Raw genomic sequence first — 16,065 nt, forward strand, 5'->3', positions numbered from 1 at the left:
CAAATCGAGGCGCCCGGCTAATGCCTGGGCGCCTCGATTCACATCACAACCCTCTCTCGCCGATCAAGCGATCCGCTCTTCCGTCGCCGGATCGAACAGCACGGCCTTCGACACATCGAACAGCAGCGTCATGTTCGAGAGCGGCTGCGGGTTCGAGCCGGGGTGCACGCGGCTCACGATGCGCTTGCCGTTCACCTGCGCGAACACGAGCGTGTCCGGGCCGGTCGGCTCGATCACGTCCACCTTCACCTCCACCGCCTGCAACTCGCCGCCGTGGCCGTTGTGCGAGCTGCGCGCGTCGGTAATGCGCTCGGGACGCAGGCCCAGAATCACTTCGCGGCCCACATGCGACTTCAGCTTGCCCGCCTCGAACGGCAGATTCAGCACGGAACGGCCGACGCCCGTGTCGAGCTCGACGCCCACGCCCGTGCCCTGCTCCACCAGCTTGCCCTGAATGAAGTTCATGGGCGGCGCGCCGATGAAACCGGCGACGAACAGGTTCGACGGCGAATCGTAGATGTCCTGCGGGGCGCCGAACTGCTGGACGATACCGTCCTTCATCACCGCGATACGGTCGCCCAGGGTCATCGCTTCGATCTGGTCGTGCGTCACGTAGACGATCGTCGTGCCGAGGCGCTGATGCAGCAGCTTGATTTCCGAACGCATCTCGATACGCAGCTTCGCGTCGAGGTTCGAGAGCGGTTCGTCGAACAGGAACATCACCGGGTCGCGCGCAAGTGCGCGGCCCATCGCCACGCGCTGCCGCTGGCCGCCCGAGAGCTGGCCCGGCTTACGGTCGAGCAGGTGCTGGATCTGCAGCATCTGCGAGACGCGGTCCACGATGCGGTTCTGCTCGTCCTTCGGCACCTTGCGGATGTTGAGGCCGAACGAGATGTTGTCGCGCACCGTCATGGACGGATAGAGCGCGTACGACTGAAACACCATCGCGATGTCGCGGTCTTTCGGCGAGAGGTTGTTCACCACCTTGCCGTCGATCGAGATCTCGCCCTTCGTGACCGTCTCGAGGCCCGCGATCATGTTGAGCAGCGTCGATTTCCCGCAGCCCGAGCCGCCTACGAGAATCAGGAACTGCCCGTCTTCGATGTCAATGTTGACGCCCTTCAGAACCGGCACCCCGTTCGGGTAGGTCTTGTACACGTCACGGATGGAAAGACTTGCCATGCTGTGAATCCTCTTCTCTCTGATAGGGTGTCAGCCCTTCACCGCGCCGGCGGTGAGGCCGCGCACGAAGTAGCGGCCGGCGATCACGTAGACGAGCAGTGTGGGCAGCGCGGCGATGATGGCGCCGGCCATGTCGACGTTGTATTCCTTCACGCCGGTGGACGTGTTGACGAGGTTGTTCAGCGCGACCGTGATCGGCATCGAATCGACGCCCGAGAACACGATGCCGAACAGGAAGTCGTTCCAGATCTGCGTGAACTGCCAGATCAGGCAGACCATGAAGATGGGCAGCGAAACCGGCAGCAGGATGCGCGTGAAGATCGTGAAGAAACCCGCGCCGTCAATGCGCGCCGCCTTCACGAGTTCGGCGGGCACGCTCACGTAGAAGTTGCGGAAGAACATCGTGGTGAACGCGATGCCGTACACCACGTGTACGAACACGAGACCCGTGATGGTGTTGGCCATGCCGAACATGCCTTGCACTCGTGCCATGGGCAGCAGGATCACCTGGAACGGAATGAAGCAGCCGACCAGCAGCATCGTGAACAACGCGTCCGCGCCGCGAAAGCGCCAGTGCGTGAGCACGTAGCCGTTGAACGCGCCGATCAGCGACGAGATCAGCACCGCGGGCACCACCATGCGCACGGAGTTCAGGAAGAACGGCTTCATGCCGTCGCAGCGCACGCCCGTGCAGGCTTCGCTCCACGCCTTCACCCACGGCGCCACGGTCCAGTGCGACGGCGGCGTCAGCAGGTTGCCGGTACGCAACTGGTCGATGTCCTTGAACGACGTGGACACCATCACGTAGATCGGGAATAGGAAGTAAAGCGCGAACAGGATCAGCGCCGCGTAAATGACAGCGCGGCTGATCGTCATTCCAGTACGCGCCGGGCCGCTCCCAAGCGTACTGGAAGCCCCCACGGGGGGCAGCGAACGCGGGGGTTGTTGCACGTCAGGCTGCATTGCGGGTGCTCCTCGATTCCATATACATGAGCGGCACGAGCACCGCGACGACCGTGGCCAGCATCATCACCGAAGACGCCGCGCCCACGCCCAGCTGTCCGCGGTTGAACGAGAACGTGTACATGAAGATGGCGGGCAGCGACGACGAGGTGCCGGGGCCGCCGGCCGTCAGCGCGACGACGAGGTCGAAGGTCTTGATCGTGATGTGGCAGAGAATCAGCAGCACGGAGAAGAACACCGGGCGCATGCTGGGGATCACGATCTTGCGGTAGATGGTGGGCAGCGTCGCGCCGTCCACCTGGGCCGCCTTGAAGATTTCGCTGTCCACGCCACGCAGACCGGCGAGGAAGAGCGCCATGACGAAGCCCGTGGACTGCCACACGGCGGCAATCACGATACAGAAGATGGCCTTGTCCGGGTCGCCCAGCCAATTGAACGAAAAGCTCGTCCAGCCCCAGTCGTGCATCACTTTCTCGAGGCCGAGGCCGGGGTTCAAGATCCACTGCCACGCCGTGCCCGTTACGATGAACGAAAGCGCCATCGGATACAGGAAGATCGCGCGCAGCGCGCCTTCGTTGCGAATCCGCTGGTCGAGCAGGATGGCGAGAAACAGGCCCAGCGCCACGCAGATGCCGATGAACGGGATGCCGAACCAGCCGAGGTTCTGCGCCGAGGTCCACCACACGTCGTTCTGGAAGAGTTCGCTGTAGCGGGCGAACCCGACGAAGTCGTAGCGCGGCATCAGTCGCGAGTTGGTGAGCGACAGATAGCCCGTGATAAGAATGAAACCGTAGATGAAGACCAGGCTGATCGCGATGCTGGGCGCGAGCACCAGCTTCGGAATCCAGCGGTCGGCAAGCGCGGCCATGGGCGACGCGCGGCGGGCCGCGGCGTTCTTTCCGTTTCCGCTAAGAGAGGCAGCCACTACTCGACTCCTGAGCTATGCCGGCGCCTCATGCTGCGCCAGCTGATGTGACTCTGTTGCACTGCAACCGCTCAACGAAACGCCCGGTATGCGCGAGCGTACACCGGGCGTTCCGTATTGCACATTTACTTCGTCTTTGCCGCCTTCGCGAGCGCCTCCACCGCGCTCTTCGAGTCTTGCGACGAGTTCATGAACTTCGTCACGACGTCGGTGATGGCACCGGCCGTGGCATCGGGCTGAGCCATGCCGTGAGCCAGCGACGGCACGTAGCCGCCCGACTTGATCGCCGTCTGCTCATCCGCGTAGGACTTCTTCGCGCAGTCGTCGAACTTGGCCATGGACACGCCGAGGCGCACCGGGATCGAGCCCTTGTAGAGGCTGAACTGTTCCTGGAAGGCCGGGCTCATGATGGTCTTCGCGAGCGCGAGCTGGCCCGGCGTTGCGGCGCTTTGGCCCTTCTGCTGGAAGAACACGAACGAGTCGACGTTGAACGTGTAGGCCTTCTCCGTGCCCGGCACCGCGGCGCAGATGTAGTCGCTACCCGGCTTCTTGTTCGCGTTCGCGAACTCGCCCTTCGCCCAGTCGCCCATGAACTGCATGCCGGCCTTGCCGTTGATGACCATGGCCGTGGCGAGGTTCCAGTCGCGGCCCGTGCGGCCGCTATCGAAGTAACCCTGAATCTTGCGCACCGTATCGAACACCTGGAGCATCTTGTCCGAGGTCAGCGTCTTCTGGTCGAGGTCGACCAGCGCCTTCTTGTAGAAGTCCGCGCCCTGCGAGAGAACCACGTCTTCCCACAGCGTCAGGTCCTGCCACGGCTGGCCGCCCATCGCGACCGGCATGATGCCAGCGGCCTTCATCTTGTCGGCAACGGCGAAGAATTCCGGCCACGTGGTCGGCACCTTGCCGCCCACCTTGTCGAGCGCCGCCTTGTTGATGTACAGCCAGTTCACACGGTGCACCGAGAACGGCGCGGCAACGTAGTGGCCGTCCGCGTGCATGATCTTGTCGATTTCAGGCGGCAGGTTCTTCTTCCAGTCCGTTGCGGCCGAATCGATGTTCACGAGCACGCCCTGCTGCGCCCATTCCTGGATCAGCGGGCCCTTGATCTGCGCCGCGGTGGGCGCGTTGCCCGAGATCACCTGCGTCTTGAGTGCCGTCATGGCTGCCGCACCCGCACCGCCCGCCACCGCAAAGTCCTTCCAGGTGTAGCCCTGCTTCTGCATGTCGTCTTTCAGGACGCCGACCGCCTTCGATTCGCCGCCCGAGGTCCACCAGTGCAGCACTTCGACCGACTCGGCCGCCTGCACCGCCGACACGCCACACATCAGACCTGCGGCGCACAGGGCGCCCATGATCGCACGGAATTTCATTGCTTATCTCCTCCAGACACCTGAACAAAAAACGATGAGCCCCTGATGTCGCCAGGGTGCGATGGTTGGTTCAAACAGGCAAAACACTGGGCGGTCGGGCGTCGGTGCTGACCTGCGGATGCAGGGCCGCGTGCCGGTGTCCGGCCGCGGGACGCTCAAGAGATGAGTGGTTCGGAATGCAACTGACTGTCTCCTCTTCTGGTTTTCGCCAGCACCGGGTACGTTGCCCGATCCGGTGGCTGGCCCGAGGTACCGCGTGCGTCACACGGAGCGATCCTTGCATCACGGCGGCCCGGCAGGCGAGCCATACAATGCGCGAGTGCGTTGTCCGTTAACATGCAGGAACGTTCCGCTCCTTCGGGAAAACACGTACACCGCAGGCGGCGCACGGCTTTTTTATCGAATGAGCGTTACCTCTTGATTTGGATTGTAGTTAAACTACAATTCAGTGTCAAAAAAAACTTTATCGGACTACGGCCGCGTCTGACGGCCCTCAAGGACTGGCGACGGAGACTCATGCAAACCGATTCAAGCTTCACCTTCGTGCTGTTCGGCGGCACCGGCGACCTGTCGATGCGCAAGATCCTGCCGGCCCTCTATGAAGCCCACCGCGCGGGCCTGCTCGCCGAAGCCGGCAAGATCGTCGCGGTCGCGCGCCACGAGGACAATCGCGACGCGTACCTCGCGTGGGTCAACGAGCACGTGAAGCCGCATGTCTCGAAGAACGGGCTCGACGAGGCAGCGTGGACGAGTTTTCTCGAGCGTGTGCTCTACGTGAAGCTCGACCTGTCGCGTCCCGAAGACTTCGGCGTGCTGCGCGACGCAGTGGGCACGCTGCCCGGCATCCGCGTGTTCTATCTCGCTACGGGCCCTTCGTTGTTCGTACCGATCTGCCGCGCGCTCGCTTCGGTAGGGCTCAACGAAAACGCGCGCATCGTGCTCGAAAAGCCGCTCGGCTACGACCTGCGTTCGTCGAACGCGATCAACGACGCGGTGGGCGAAATCTTCGCCGAAGGCCAGATCTATCGGATCGACCATTACCTCGGCAAGGAACCGGTTCAGAACCTGCTCGCGCTGCGCTTCGGCAACGCGCTCTTCGAGCCGCTGTGGCGCCGCGAATGGGTGGAGAGCATCCAGATCACCATCGCCGAAGAACTCGGCGTGGAAGGCCGCGGAGACTTCTACGACAACACCGGCGCGCTGCGCGACATGGTGCAGAACCACCTGCTCCAGCTGCTCTCCATCATTGCGATGGAGCCGCCGCATTCCATGGACGCCGACGCCGTACGCGACGAGAAGCTGCGCGTGCTGCGCTCGCTCAAGCCCATCGACCCGCGCGACATCAGCAAGGTCGCGGTGCGCGGCCAGTATCATGCGGGCGGCATCCGCGGCACGCCGGTACCGGCCTACTCCACCGAGAAAGGCGTGAAGCCCGACAGCACGACAGAAACGTTCGTTGCCCTGAAGGTCGAGATCGAAAACTGGCGCTGGGCCGGCGTGCCCTTCTTCCTGCGCACCGGCAAACGGCTCGCCGACCGCGTCGCTGAAATCGTCGTGAACTTCCGCCCCGTGCCGCACTCGGCGCTCGGCGCGACGGCATTGCGGCCCGGCGCGAACCGGCTCGTCATCCGCCTGCAGCCCAACGAAACAATTCGCCTGTATTGCCTCGCCAAGCAACCCGGCGAAGGCATGAATCTCGCCAGCGTTCACCTCGACCTCGCGTTCGACCAGTTCTTCCGCGAAGGCCAGATGGAGGCGTACCAGCGTCTGCTGCTCGACGTCATCAGCGGGCGCCTCGCGCTCTTCGTGCGGCGCGACGAGCAGGAAGCCGCATGGCGCTGGGTCGAGCCGATCCTTGGCGAGTGGGCCAACTCGAACAAGCCGCCGAAGCCGTATGCGGCGGGCACCTGGGGACCGGCGGCATCGAGCGCGATGCTGGCACAGCACGGCACCTGCTGGCTGGAAGAAGAGAATTGATGAATTCGCGCGGGGCGACGGCCCTCGCGCGGAACGCGTAACCTGCGTCGTTCCGCGCGGCGGCCGCACTGCATGATCCGCCCCGCACCACAAGAAAGCAGCATGGAGGAGAAGTGATCGAGCTTCACGCTTTCGACGACCCGCGCGTCCAACGCGACGCGCTGGCGAGAGCGGTGGGCGACGCATTACAGGCGTCGCTTGCTGCTCAGGCGGCCGCGCCCGTGACCGGCGCACGCCACGCAACGCTTGCCGTTTCCGGCGGCACAAGCCCCCGTCCGTTCCTGCAGGACCTCTCGACCCATGCCTTCGACTGGGCGCACATCGACGTGACGCTCGTGGACGACCGCTGGGTGCCCGAGACCGACAGCGCGAGCAACGCGCGCCTCGTGCGCGAAACGCTGCTGCAAAACGCGGCGCAGCACGCGCATTTCCTGCCGCTCGTCGACGTCTCGCAGACGCTCGATGCCCACGTGGCCGCGCTCAACGCCGACGCGCAGCGCAAGCTGCCCGACGTCGCGGTGCTCGGCATGGGTGAAGACGGCCACACCGCGTCGATCTTCGCGGATGCGCCCGAATGGGACTTCGCGATCTCGACGCCGCGGCCGTTCGTCGCCGTGCATCCCGGCAACGCGCCGCATGCGCGCGTGAGCTGGTCGCTCAGCGCGTTGAAGCAGGTGGATCGACTGTTCCTGCTGATCGCGGGCGAGCGCAAGCTCGAAGTTCTCCAACAGGCCGCCGCGGTCCAACAAAAAAACGCCATTTCGATGTTGGCGAACGACAAGGGAGTGAGACTCGATGTCTACTGGTGTGCAAACTAGAACAGCCCCCGGCGCGGGCCAGCACGCCGACGGACCGAGGCTGCTCGCCGACATCGGCGGAACCAACGCACGCTTCGCGCTGGAGACGGGACCGGGCGACATCTCGCAGGTCATGGTCTACCCCTGCGCCGAGTACCCGGGCGTAGCCGAGGTCATCAAGAAGTACCTGAAGGACACGAAGATCGGCCGCGTGAATCATGCGGCCATCGCGATCGCGAACCCCGTGGACGGCGATCAGGTCCGCATGACCAATCACGACTGGAGCTTCTCGATCGAAGCCACGCGACGCGCGCTCGGCTTCGACACGCTGCTCGTCGTCAACGACTTCACCGCGCTCGCCATGGCGCTGCCGGGCTTGACCGACGCGCAACGCGTGCAGGTGGGCGGCGGCCAGCGCCGGCCCAACAGCGTGATCGGCCTGCTCGGGCCGGGCACGGGCCTTGGCGTGTCGGGCCTCATTCCCGCCGACGACCGCTGGATCGCGCTCGGCAGCGAAGGCGGCCACGCGAGCTTCTCGCCGCAGGACGAACGCGAAGACCTCGTGCTGCAGTACGCGCGCAAGAAGTGGTCGCATGTGTCGTTCGAACGTGTGGCCGCGGGGCCCGGCATCGAAGTGATCTACCGGGCGCTCGCCGCGCGCGACAAGAAACGCGTTGCCGCTTCGCTCGATACCTCGGAGGTCGTCAAGCGCGCGCTGCAGGGCGACGAGCTCTCGGCCGAAGCCGTGGAATGCTTCTGCGGCATTCTGGGCACGTTCGCCGGCAACATCGCGATGACGCTCGGGTCGCTCGGCGGCATCTATATCGGCGGCGGCGTGGTGCCGCGGCTCGGCGAGTTCTTCGAGCGCTCGTCGTTCCGCCAGCGCTTCGAGGCGAAGGGTCGTTTCGAGACCTATCTCGCCAACATTCCGACCTACGTCATCACCGCCGAATACCCGGCGTTCCTCGGCGTCTCGGCAATTCTCGCGGAGCAGTTGTCGAATCGCGCGGGCGGCGGCTCGTCGGCCGTGTTCGAGCGCATCCGCCAGATGCGCGACGCACTTACGCCCGCCGAACGCCGCGTGGCCGACCTTGCGCTCAACCATCCGCGCTCCATCATCAACGACCCGATCGTGGACATCGCGCGCAAGGCCGACGTGAGCCAGCCCACCGTGATCCGCTTCTGCCGTTCGCTCGGCTGCCAGGGGCTCTCGGACTTCAAGCTCAAGCTCGCCACCGGTCTCACCGGCACGATTCCCGTGAGCCACAGCCAGGTGCACCTGGGCGACACCGCTACGGACTTCGGCGCAAAGGTGCTGGACAACACCGTCTCAGCCATCCTGCAACTGCGCGAGCACCTGAACTTCGAGCACGTGGAACGCGCCATCGAACTGCTCAACGGCGCGCGGCGCATCGAGTTCTACGGGCTCGGCAACTCGAACATCGTCGCGCAGGACGCGCACTACAAGTTCTTCCGCTTCGGTATCCCGACGATCGCTTACGGCGACCTGTACATGCAGGCGGCGTCCGCGGCACTACTCGGCAAGGGCGACGTGATCGTGGCAGTGTCGAAGTCGGGCCGCGCGCCGGAACTGCTGCGCGTGCTCGAAGTGGCAATGCAGGCGGGCGCAAAGGTGATCGCGATCACCTCGAGCAATACGCCGCTCGCCAAGCGCGCAACGGTGGCGCTCGAAACCGATCACATCGAGATGCGCGAGTCGCAGCTTTCGATGATCTCGCGCATCCTGCACCTGCTCATGATCGACGTCCTCGCGGTGGGCGTGGCCATTCGCCGTGCTGCGCCGGACGCCGAAGTGAGCGAGGCGGTGGCACGAGCCCGCGAAAGCGCCGACGACGACGCAAGCGCGGTGCTCGACTGGCTGAGCCACGGCGCGGCGTACTCGGGGAAGGACTAGAAACGGCGGGCGGCTGAGCGCATAACGCTCCCGCCCGCACGATGAAACAACAAGGGCCGTGATGCTTCGTTGCATCACGGCCCTTTTTTTTTGTGTGCCCGGGTCGCTTCCCGGCCGTCGCGTGCGCAGTGCGCAGCCTTTAGGGCGCGACGCGCCCCGTCGCCGACCCCGAGACCGGCCGGTCATGCCAGCGCACGAGCAGCAGACGGCCCGTGTAGCACAGCAGCCCTGCGGCGCCGATCGTGAAGCCCATGCCCGTGGGCGTCGTGTCGTGCCAGAGTCCGACCACGATGCTCGCCAGCGCGCCCAGCGCGAGCTGCATTGCGCCAAATACGGCCGCCGCAGCGCCGGCATTGTGCGGATAGCGATGCATCAGGTCGGTCGCGCAGTTAGCCGACAGCAGCCCGACCACGCCCACCACGAAGAACAACCCCGCAACGATCGACCACAAGCCGCCCCACCCCGTCACGCAGACGAGTGCGACGAACAGCGACGCGATGCTGCTCACGGTGGCCGCCACGGAGATGAGCCGCAGCGAGCCGAAGCGACCTACGAAATGCGTGTTGAGGAAGTTGCCGATCATGATGCCGAACACGTTCGCGCCGAAGAAGAAGCCGTAGCGCTGCGGCGAGACGTGAAAGTGTTCGATGTACACGAACGGCGTGGCGGAGATGTACGTGAACATCGACGCGAACGCCATGCCGCCGCACAGCATGTGCCCCCAGACCACGGGGTCGCGCAGCAGCTGGCCGTACGCAGCGAACGACTTCAGCACGGCCGGGCTTGCACGCTTTTCGCGCGGCCACGTCTCGGGCACCCGCAGCCACGCGGCGGTAGCGCACAGCGCGCCGAACAGCGTCAGCACGGCAAACACCACGCGCCAGCCACCGAGCAAAAGCAACTGGCCGCCAATCAGCGGCGCAAGCAGTGGCCCGACCGCCGTGACGATCGCGACCATGGAGAGCACGCGGGCCGCGTCGGCGGGTTCGTGGGCATCGCGCGCAATGGCGCGAGCCAGCACCGACGCCGCGCCGGCGCCGAGCGCCTGGAGAAAACGCACGAACACGAGCGAGCCGACCGAGAACGAGAACGCACAGGCCACGCTCGACAGCGTAAAGAGCGCGATGCCGCCGAGCAGCACCGGCCGCCGGCCATAGGCGTCCGAAACCGGGCCGTACAGCAGCATGCCGATCGAAAAGCCTGCCATGAAGCTCGTGAGCGTGGACTGCGCCACGCCGGGCGCCACGCCGAATGTTTGCGCGATGGCGGGCAGGCTCGGGAGATACATGTCGGTAGCGAGCGGCCCGCACGCGGCAAGCGCACCGAGCAGCAGAATCAGCCGGGCATCGGGCCGGCGTCTGACGACGTGAGACATGGGAATCCGGAAGAATCGGCCCGTTCCCGCAACGCTACGGCGGCGGTTCAGGCCTTGTGAAAGGCGGAGCAGAGCCGATTGTAACCCGGTGCTTAATCCGCACGCGGCTTGCCGCTTCGATGCGTTAAGCTCGCGGTTTCCTTCCCCTTGCGCCTCGAAACAGCCAGCATGACCGCCTTCCTGTTGATCTGGAGCCCGAAGAAGTGGCCGTGGCCGGAGTTGCCGGACGTGGCGCGGCGCGTTGCCGCAGGCGAAGCCGTCGCCGACGTCTGGGGATGCGGCTTCGCCCGCGGCATCCTGCCCGGCGACCGCGTGTTCCTGCATCGCGTGGCGTTGGAGCCGCGCGGCCTGTTCGGGTCGGGATACGTCACGCGCGCGCCCTACGAGGTGCCCGATCCCGCCTACAAGCGCGGCTATCGGCTCTGCATCGATTTCGTCTACGACTGGCTCGTCGATGCGCACGAAGAAGTCGTGATCGGGCGCGAGGCGCTGCGCGAACATCCGTTTTCCGTGCAGACCTGGGATGCGCAGAGTTCGGGCACGACCATCAAGCCGATTGCCGAAGGGGCGCTCGAAAAGCGCTGGGCGGCGTTCACGGGCAAGCGGCCCGGGCCGGGGTCGCTGCCGGCGGGGCCGTCGCCCCGGCGGCGGTAGCGCTCGCCACAGGCAGCGGCCCGGCTCGCGGCGCGGGAGTCCGGTACAATTTCGAGGAACTATCCGGTCGCCGCGCCTCGCCGGGCGCGCACGGGCATCGGCAGCAGGGAACGCGCGGCAAGGCGCACGAAACAAGACGCACCACCCCGTGCACACAAGACGCCCACCGCAGCGACGACGCCCTTCATTCATGCCCGACGCGCATTTCAACGCTCATTCAACGTCACAGCAGGTCAGGTCACTCATGTCCAGCACCCAGTCCAGGAATCAGGCTCTCTTCGAACGCGCCCAGCGCACCATCCCCGGCGGCGTCAATTCGCCCGTGCGCGCTTTCCGTTCCGTGGGCGGCACGCCGCGCTTCATCGAACGCGCAGAAGGCCCGTACTTCTGGGATGCCGACGGCAAACGCTATATCGACTACATCGGCTCGTGGGGCCCCATGATCGTGGGCCACGTGCATCCCGAGGTGCTGGAAGCGGTGCAGCGCACGCTGGTGAAGGGCTTCTCGTTCGGCGCACCCACCGAGGCCGAAATCGAGATCGCCGAGGTGATCTGCAAGCTCGTGCCGTCGATGGAACAGGTGCGCATGGTGTCGAGCGGCACCGAGGCCACGATGAGCGCGCTGCGTCTTGCGCGCGGCTTCACGAACCGCAGCCGCATCGTCAAGTTCGAAGGCTGCTATCACGGCCATGCCGACAGCCTGCTCGTGAAAGCGGGCTCGGGGCTGCTCACGTTCGGCAATCCGACTTCGGCGGGCGTGCCCGTCGACATCGCGAAGCACACCACGGTGCTCGAGTACAACAACGTCGCCGCACTCGAAGAGGCGTTCAAGGCATTCGGCAACGAGATCGCGGCCGTGATCGTCGAACCCGTGGCCGGCAACATGAACCTCGTGAAGGCGACGCCGGAGTTCCTCAACGCACTGCGGCGCCTCACGAACGAGTACGGCGGCGTGCTGATCTTCGACGAAGTGATGTGCGGCTTTCGCGTGGCGCTGGGCGGCGCACAGCAACTCTTCGGCATCACGCCGGACCTCACGTGCCTCGGCAAGGTGATCGGCGGCGGCATGCCCGCGGCGGCATTCGGCGGCCGGCGCGACATCATGGCCCACCTCGCGCCAACGGGCGGCGTCTACCAGGCGGGTACGCTGTCGGGCAATCCGGTAGCGGTGGCGGCGGGCCTGAAGACGCTCGAACTGATCCAGGCGCCGGGCTTCTACGAGCGCCTTGGCGCACAAACGGCGCGGCTCGTGGGCGGCCTTGCCGATGCGGCGCGCGAAGCCGGCGTGCCGTTCGCGGCCGATTCGCTCGGCGGCATGTTCGGCCTCTATTTCACGCAGCACGTACCCGAGAGCTTTGCCGACGTCACGAAGAGCGACATCGCGCGCTTCAACGCGTTCTTCCACAAGATGCTCGACGCCGGCGTGTACTTCGCGCCGTCCGCGTACGAAGCGGGCTTCGTGTCGAGCACGCATGGCGACGACGTGATCGACGAGACGATCGACGCTGCGCGCGGCGCGTTCGCCGCGCTCGCTGCCTGATCGATGCCCGCCTCGGCGGCCCAGCCGCCGTACCTTGCTCGCCCTTACTGAACGCCGCCGCGGAGAAACCCAGCCGATGTTCTCGCAAACCGACTTTGTCCACATGCAGCGCGCGCTGACGCTTGCGGCGCGCGGTCTCTACACCACGGACCCGAATCCGCGCGTGGGCTGCGTGCTGGTCAAGAGCGGCGAGGTGATCGGCGAAGGCTTTACGCAGCCCGCAGGCCAGGACCACGCCGAAATTCGCGCGCTGAAAGACGCGCGCTCGCGCGGCAACGATCCGCGCGGCGCCACCGCTTACGTCACGCTCGAACCGTGCAGCCACTTCGGCCGCACGCCGCCGTGCGCGAACGCACTGATCGAAGCCAAAGTGGCGCGCGTGATCGCGGCGATGGAAGACCCGAATCCGCAGGTCTCGGGCCGCGGGCTCGGCATGTTGCGCAACGCAGGCATCGACGTGCGCTGCGGCCTGCTCGCAAACGAAGCGGCCGAACTCAACATCGGCTTCGTCTCGCGCATGACGCGGGCACGACCGTGGGTGCGCATGAAAGTCGCGGCCTCGCTCGACGGACGCACCGGCCTGCCTTCCGGCGAAAGCCAGTGGATCACAGGCGAAGCGGCGCGCGCCGACGGACACGCCTGGCGGGCGCGCGCATCGGCCATCCTGACTGGCATCGGCACGGTCAAGGAAGACAATCCGCGCATGACCGTGCGCGCCGTGGAAACGCCGCGCCAGCCGCGGCGCGTGCTGATCGACAGCAAGCTCGAAGTGCCGCCCGACGCGCACATTCTGGCCGGCCCGCCCACGCTGATCTTTTGCGCCGCGCTCGACGAGCGCAACGCAGAGCGCGCCGAAGCGCTGCGCGCGCGGGGCGCCGAAATCGTCGCGCTCGCCAACGAGCACGGCAAGGTGAACCTGCCCGGCATGCTCAAGGAACTGGCCGAACGCGGCGTGAACGAACTGCACGTCGAGGCGGGCTACAAGCTCAATGGCTCGTTGCTGCGCGAAGGCTGCGTGGACGAACTGCTCGTTTATCTGGCGCCCACGCTGCTCGGCGCGAATTCGCTCAGCATGGTCAACGTGCTCGCGCCCGACTCGCTCGAACAGCGCATGCGCTTCGAGTTTCACCAGGTGGAGCGGATCGGCACCGATCTGCGCATCCTCGCGCGCCTCACGCCCGCTCAACCTTCGCACTGACAACACTGACAGGGAACGACACGATGTTTACGGGAATCGTCGCGGCAGTGGGCCGCATCGAATCGATCCGCCCGCTCGGCACCACGCCGGACGCGGGCGTGCGCCTCAGCGTGGACGCAGGCAGCCTCGATCTCGCGGACGTGCAGATCGGCGACAGCATCGCGATTCAGGGCGCCTGCATGACCGTGATCGAAAAGACGGCGCGCAGCTTCGACGTGGACGTGTCGCGCGAAAGCCTGAACCGCACCGTGGGCCTGGCCGAAACCGGCGAGGTCAACCTGGAAAAGGCATTGCGGGCACATGACCGGCTGGGCGGCCATATCGTCTCGGGCCACGTGGACGGTTTGGGCCAGGTCACGCGCTTCGCGCAGGTAGGCGAGTCGCACGAGTTGCGCGTGCTGGCGCCGCGCGAGATTGGCCGCTATCTGGCGTACAAGGGCTCGATTACGGTGAACGGCGTGAGCCTGACCGTCAATTCGGTGGAAGACCGCACCGACGGCTGCGAATTCTCGATCAACCTGATTCCGCACACGGTTGAGGTCACCACGCTCAAGCATCTGGCGGCAGGCACACCGGTGAATCTCGAGGTGGATCTGATTGCGCGGTATGTGGAGCGGATGCTCGGGACGTCTCAGGATGGCTATAAACCGTTGAAGTAATTTGGTTTTTGGCGATACGCCTGTCTACTGGCGTATCGCTGAATCTCGCTGGACCTACGGTTTGGTGACGGTATTTCTGACGTATACGGCCGTTTTCTGCGGTTCGTATACCGTCACACCTCCGAGACCAGGCCTCTTCGCCACACTGAAGACGGCTGCTTGCCGCGCAACGTTGGATCTGTATCGATCGGCAATACCGCGCTAGCAGGCTGTTGTAATACACCTCACTGACTCGAGGAATCCCTTTCCAAAGACCCGCTGCGTCGGTTTGGTCCGCGTCGAATTGATACCGAGCGTCGTTAATCCCAGGTAATCCAGGTTTTCGTCCGCACCCACCAACGCAAACGCTCCGACGATCACCCCTGCGGAGCGCTGCGCCAAATTCATGCTCGCGCAGGTGACGCGGCGACGCGCCCGCCGCAACGGAAGCACGATGAAAACGAAAGCGGCGCGTGAATCACGTCCCGCATTGGCATCGGTTTCGCTGCTTCAACGGGCTTCGCGCAGCGCCATCGGCGATGCACCGTAGCGTTCGCGAATCGCGCGGCTGAAGTGCGCCTGGCTTGAAAAGCCCCAGCGAAACGCGATTTCGCCGATGCTCGTCTTGCGCAGTCGGGCATCGACCAGTTCGCGGTGCGCGCGCGACAGCCGCTCGGCCCAGATGTACTGCGTGATCGACTCGCCTTCGGCGGCAAAGAGCCGGCTCAGGTGCCGCAATGACAGCCCGACCGCATCGGCGACCGCCTGCGGCGCGAGTTCCGGATCGCCGAGGTGCGTCGCGATGTATTGCTTCGCGGTCAGCAGGTACGACAGCGATGCGCGTGATGTGCCCGCGCCGTTCACTTCCGCATCGATCAGTTCCGCGACCAGCGTGCGCGTGTGTTCGACGAAGCGCGCGGCGTCACCTTCGACCGGCGCCTTCATGAACCGCTCCACACCCGCGCGCAGCGCCGTGCCGAGCATCACGCCCGCGCCCGGCTTTGGGGCGATCCGCAGCGGTAGCGCGGGCAGCCCCGCGTCGAAGCGCTCGTCGAACATCGCGACCGGAATGTCGATCAGCAGCTGCCGCATCGGCGTCAGGAATCCGAAAAGATAAGGCACACGCGTGTCATACACGACGACGTCGCCGGCTTCCACGAGCAGGCAGCGGTCGTACTGGATGAAATACGCACGCCCGTTCAGGATCTGGCACGCAAACAGCGACTCCTTTGGCAACTGGCGCACCAGAGCGGGACTGCGTTCGATCACGTGATCCTGCCCGCTGATGTCGGCGATGCCGAGGCCCGGCAGCGCAATGTCGGTCTTCTCCACTTCGAGCCCTGCCGGCGACAGCGACGAGCAGCGCAGGCCGACGAGTGTCTGAGCACATATCGCCTCCCAGTACGCCATCCGGTCGCACACCGGCACGTCGGCCGTCGAGCCGCGCGTGCATGAAAGAACGGTCGAATTCGTCACGTCGCCTCCTGGGGGCACCCGTCGTGCGGAGCGGCACGGATTGGGAGAGGGT

13 protein-coding genes are annotated in these 16,065 nt (G+C 65.4%); 7 read left to right on the forward strand and 6 right to left on the reverse strand.

Going from position 1 to position 16,065, the window contains the following annotated elements; all coding sequences use genetic code 11:
- Positions 1–63: 63 nt before the first annotated feature.
- From ugpC to P2869_RS13365, 4 genes are all read right to left on the reverse strand, one after another.
- Positions 64–1,182 carry a sn-glycerol-3-phosphate ABC transporter ATP-binding protein UgpC gene (gene ugpC / locus P2869_RS13350; protein ID WP_017774513.1) on the reverse strand — a complete coding sequence of 373 codons (1,119 nt, stop codon included), beginning with the start codon at positions 1,180–1,182 and terminating at the stop codon, positions 64–66.
- A 30-nt stretch (positions 1,183–1,212) separates the two neighbouring features.
- Positions 1,213–2,058 carry a carbohydrate ABC transporter permease gene (locus P2869_RS13355; RefSeq protein WP_017774512.1) on the reverse strand — a complete coding sequence of 282 codons (846 nt, stop codon included), beginning with the start codon at positions 2,056–2,058 and terminating at the stop codon, positions 1,213–1,215.
- A 76-nt stretch (positions 2,059–2,134) separates the two neighbouring features.
- Entirely contained in the window at positions 2,135–3,070 is a 936-nt protein-coding gene (locus tag P2869_RS13360; RefSeq protein ID WP_026121374.1) for a sugar ABC transporter permease, read from the reverse strand.
- Between the two features lie 125 nt (positions 3,071–3,195).
- Positions 3,196–4,443, reverse strand: a complete 1,248-nt coding sequence (locus P2869_RS13365; RefSeq protein ID WP_017774510.1) for an ABC transporter substrate-binding protein — start codon at positions 4,441–4,443, stop codon at positions 3,196–3,198.
- Positions 4,444–4,959: 516 nt separating this feature from the next.
- Between P2869_RS13365 and zwf the strand changes: the two genes are divergently transcribed.
- The 3 genes from zwf (at position 4,960) to P2869_RS13380 (ending at position 9,132) form a co-directional block, all read left to right on the forward strand.
- Positions 4,960–6,420 carry a glucose-6-phosphate dehydrogenase gene (gene zwf / locus P2869_RS13370; RefSeq protein ID WP_017774509.1) on the forward strand — a complete coding sequence of 487 codons (1,461 nt, stop codon included), beginning with the start codon at positions 4,960–4,962 and terminating at the stop codon, positions 6,418–6,420.
- 113 nt (positions 6,421–6,533) lie between these two features.
- Positions 6,534–7,238: a 6-phosphogluconolactonase gene (pgl, locus tag P2869_RS13375; protein WP_126876715.1), complete on the forward strand. Its 705-nt coding sequence runs from the start codon at positions 6,534–6,536 to the stop codon at positions 7,236–7,238.
- Positions 7,216–9,132: a bifunctional transcriptional regulator/glucokinase gene (locus P2869_RS13380; protein ID WP_026121373.1), complete on the forward strand. Its 1,917-nt coding sequence runs from the start codon at positions 7,216–7,218 to the stop codon at positions 9,130–9,132. Before pgl ends, P2869_RS13380 begins: the two co-directional genes overlap by 23 nt.
- A 139-nt stretch (positions 9,133–9,271) precedes the next feature.
- Here the strand turns inward: P2869_RS13380 and P2869_RS13385 are convergent, their stop codons facing one another.
- Positions 9,272–10,507, reverse strand: coding sequence for a Bcr/CflA family multidrug efflux MFS transporter (locus tag P2869_RS13385; protein ID WP_277596734.1), 1,236 nt, complete (start codon positions 10,505–10,507; stop codon positions 9,272–9,274).
- 168 nt (positions 10,508–10,675) lie between these two features.
- Between P2869_RS13385 and P2869_RS13390 the strand changes: the two genes are divergently transcribed.
- The 4 genes from P2869_RS13390 (at position 10,676) to P2869_RS13405 (ending at position 14,558) form a co-directional block, all read left to right on the forward strand.
- Positions 10,676–11,161 (forward strand): hypothetical protein, encoded by a 486-nt coding sequence (locus P2869_RS13390; RefSeq protein ID WP_277596735.1) that lies wholly within the window; start codon positions 10,676–10,678, stop codon positions 11,159–11,161.
- A 244-nt stretch (positions 11,162–11,405) separates the two neighbouring features.
- The gene (hemL, locus tag P2869_RS13395) at positions 11,406–12,701 is read left to right on the forward strand and encodes a glutamate-1-semialdehyde 2,1-aminomutase (RefSeq protein WP_277596736.1); all 1,296 of its coding nucleotides are present in this window, start codon (positions 11,406–11,408) and stop codon (positions 12,699–12,701) included.
- Positions 12,702–12,777: 76 nt separating this feature from the next.
- Positions 12,778–13,899, forward strand: a complete 1,122-nt coding sequence (ribD, locus tag P2869_RS13400) for a bifunctional diaminohydroxyphosphoribosylaminopyrimidine deaminase/5-amino-6-(5-phosphoribosylamino)uracil reductase RibD (protein WP_277596737.1) — start codon at positions 12,778–12,780, stop codon at positions 13,897–13,899.
- Positions 13,900–13,922: 23 nt separating this feature from the next.
- Entirely contained in the window at positions 13,923–14,558 is a 636-nt protein-coding gene (locus tag P2869_RS13405; RefSeq protein WP_277596738.1) for a riboflavin synthase, read from the forward strand.
- A 489-nt stretch (positions 14,559–15,047) separates the two neighbouring features.
- Here P2869_RS13405 and P2869_RS13410 read toward each other — a convergent pair whose 3' ends face one another.
- Complete coding sequence (locus P2869_RS13410) at positions 15,048–16,013, reverse strand: helix-turn-helix domain-containing protein (protein WP_277596739.1); 966 nt, start codon at positions 16,011–16,013, stop codon at positions 15,048–15,050.
- Between the last annotated feature and the right edge of the window lie 52 nt (positions 16,014–16,065).

Source organism: Paraburkholderia sp. SUR17, from assembly GCF_029536165.1.
GTDB classification, from domain to species: Bacteria; Pseudomonadota; Gammaproteobacteria; order Burkholderiales; family Burkholderiaceae; genus Paraburkholderia; species Paraburkholderia kururiensis.

Bases quoted from the DNA above. Each gene is read 5' to 3' on its own strand.
- P2869_RS13405 (WP_277596738.1), top strand. From the start codon at position 13,923: ATGTTTACGGGAATCGTCGCGGCAGTGGGCCGCATCGAATCGATCCGC.
- P2869_RS13385 (WP_277596734.1), bottom strand. From the start codon at position 10,507: ATGTCTCACGTCGTCAGACGCCGGCCCGATGCCCGGCTGATTCTGCTG.
- P2869_RS13390 (WP_277596735.1), top strand. From the start codon at position 10,676: ATGACCGCCTTCCTGTTGATCTGGAGCCCGAAGAAGTGGCCGTGGCCG.
- zwf (WP_017774509.1), top strand. From the start codon at position 4,960: ATGCAAACCGATTCAAGCTTCACCTTCGTGCTGTTCGGCGGCACCGGC.
- P2869_RS13355 (WP_017774512.1), bottom strand. From the start codon at position 2,058: ATGACGATCAGCCGCGCTGTCATTTACGCGGCGCTGATCCTGTTCGCG.
- ribD (WP_277596737.1), top strand. From the start codon at position 12,778: ATGTTCTCGCAAACCGACTTTGTCCACATGCAGCGCGCGCTGACGCTT.
- P2869_RS13380 (WP_026121373.1), top strand. From the start codon at position 7,216: ATGTCTACTGGTGTGCAAACTAGAACAGCCCCCGGCGCGGGCCAGCAC.
- ugpC (WP_017774513.1), bottom strand. From the start codon at position 1,182: ATGGCAAGTCTTTCCATCCGTGACGTGTACAAGACCTACCCGAACGGG.
- P2869_RS13365 (WP_017774510.1), bottom strand. From the start codon at position 4,443: ATGAAATTCCGTGCGATCATGGGCGCCCTGTGCGCCGCAGGTCTGATG.
- hemL (WP_277596736.1), top strand. From the start codon at position 11,406: ATGTCCAGCACCCAGTCCAGGAATCAGGCTCTCTTCGAACGCGCCCAG.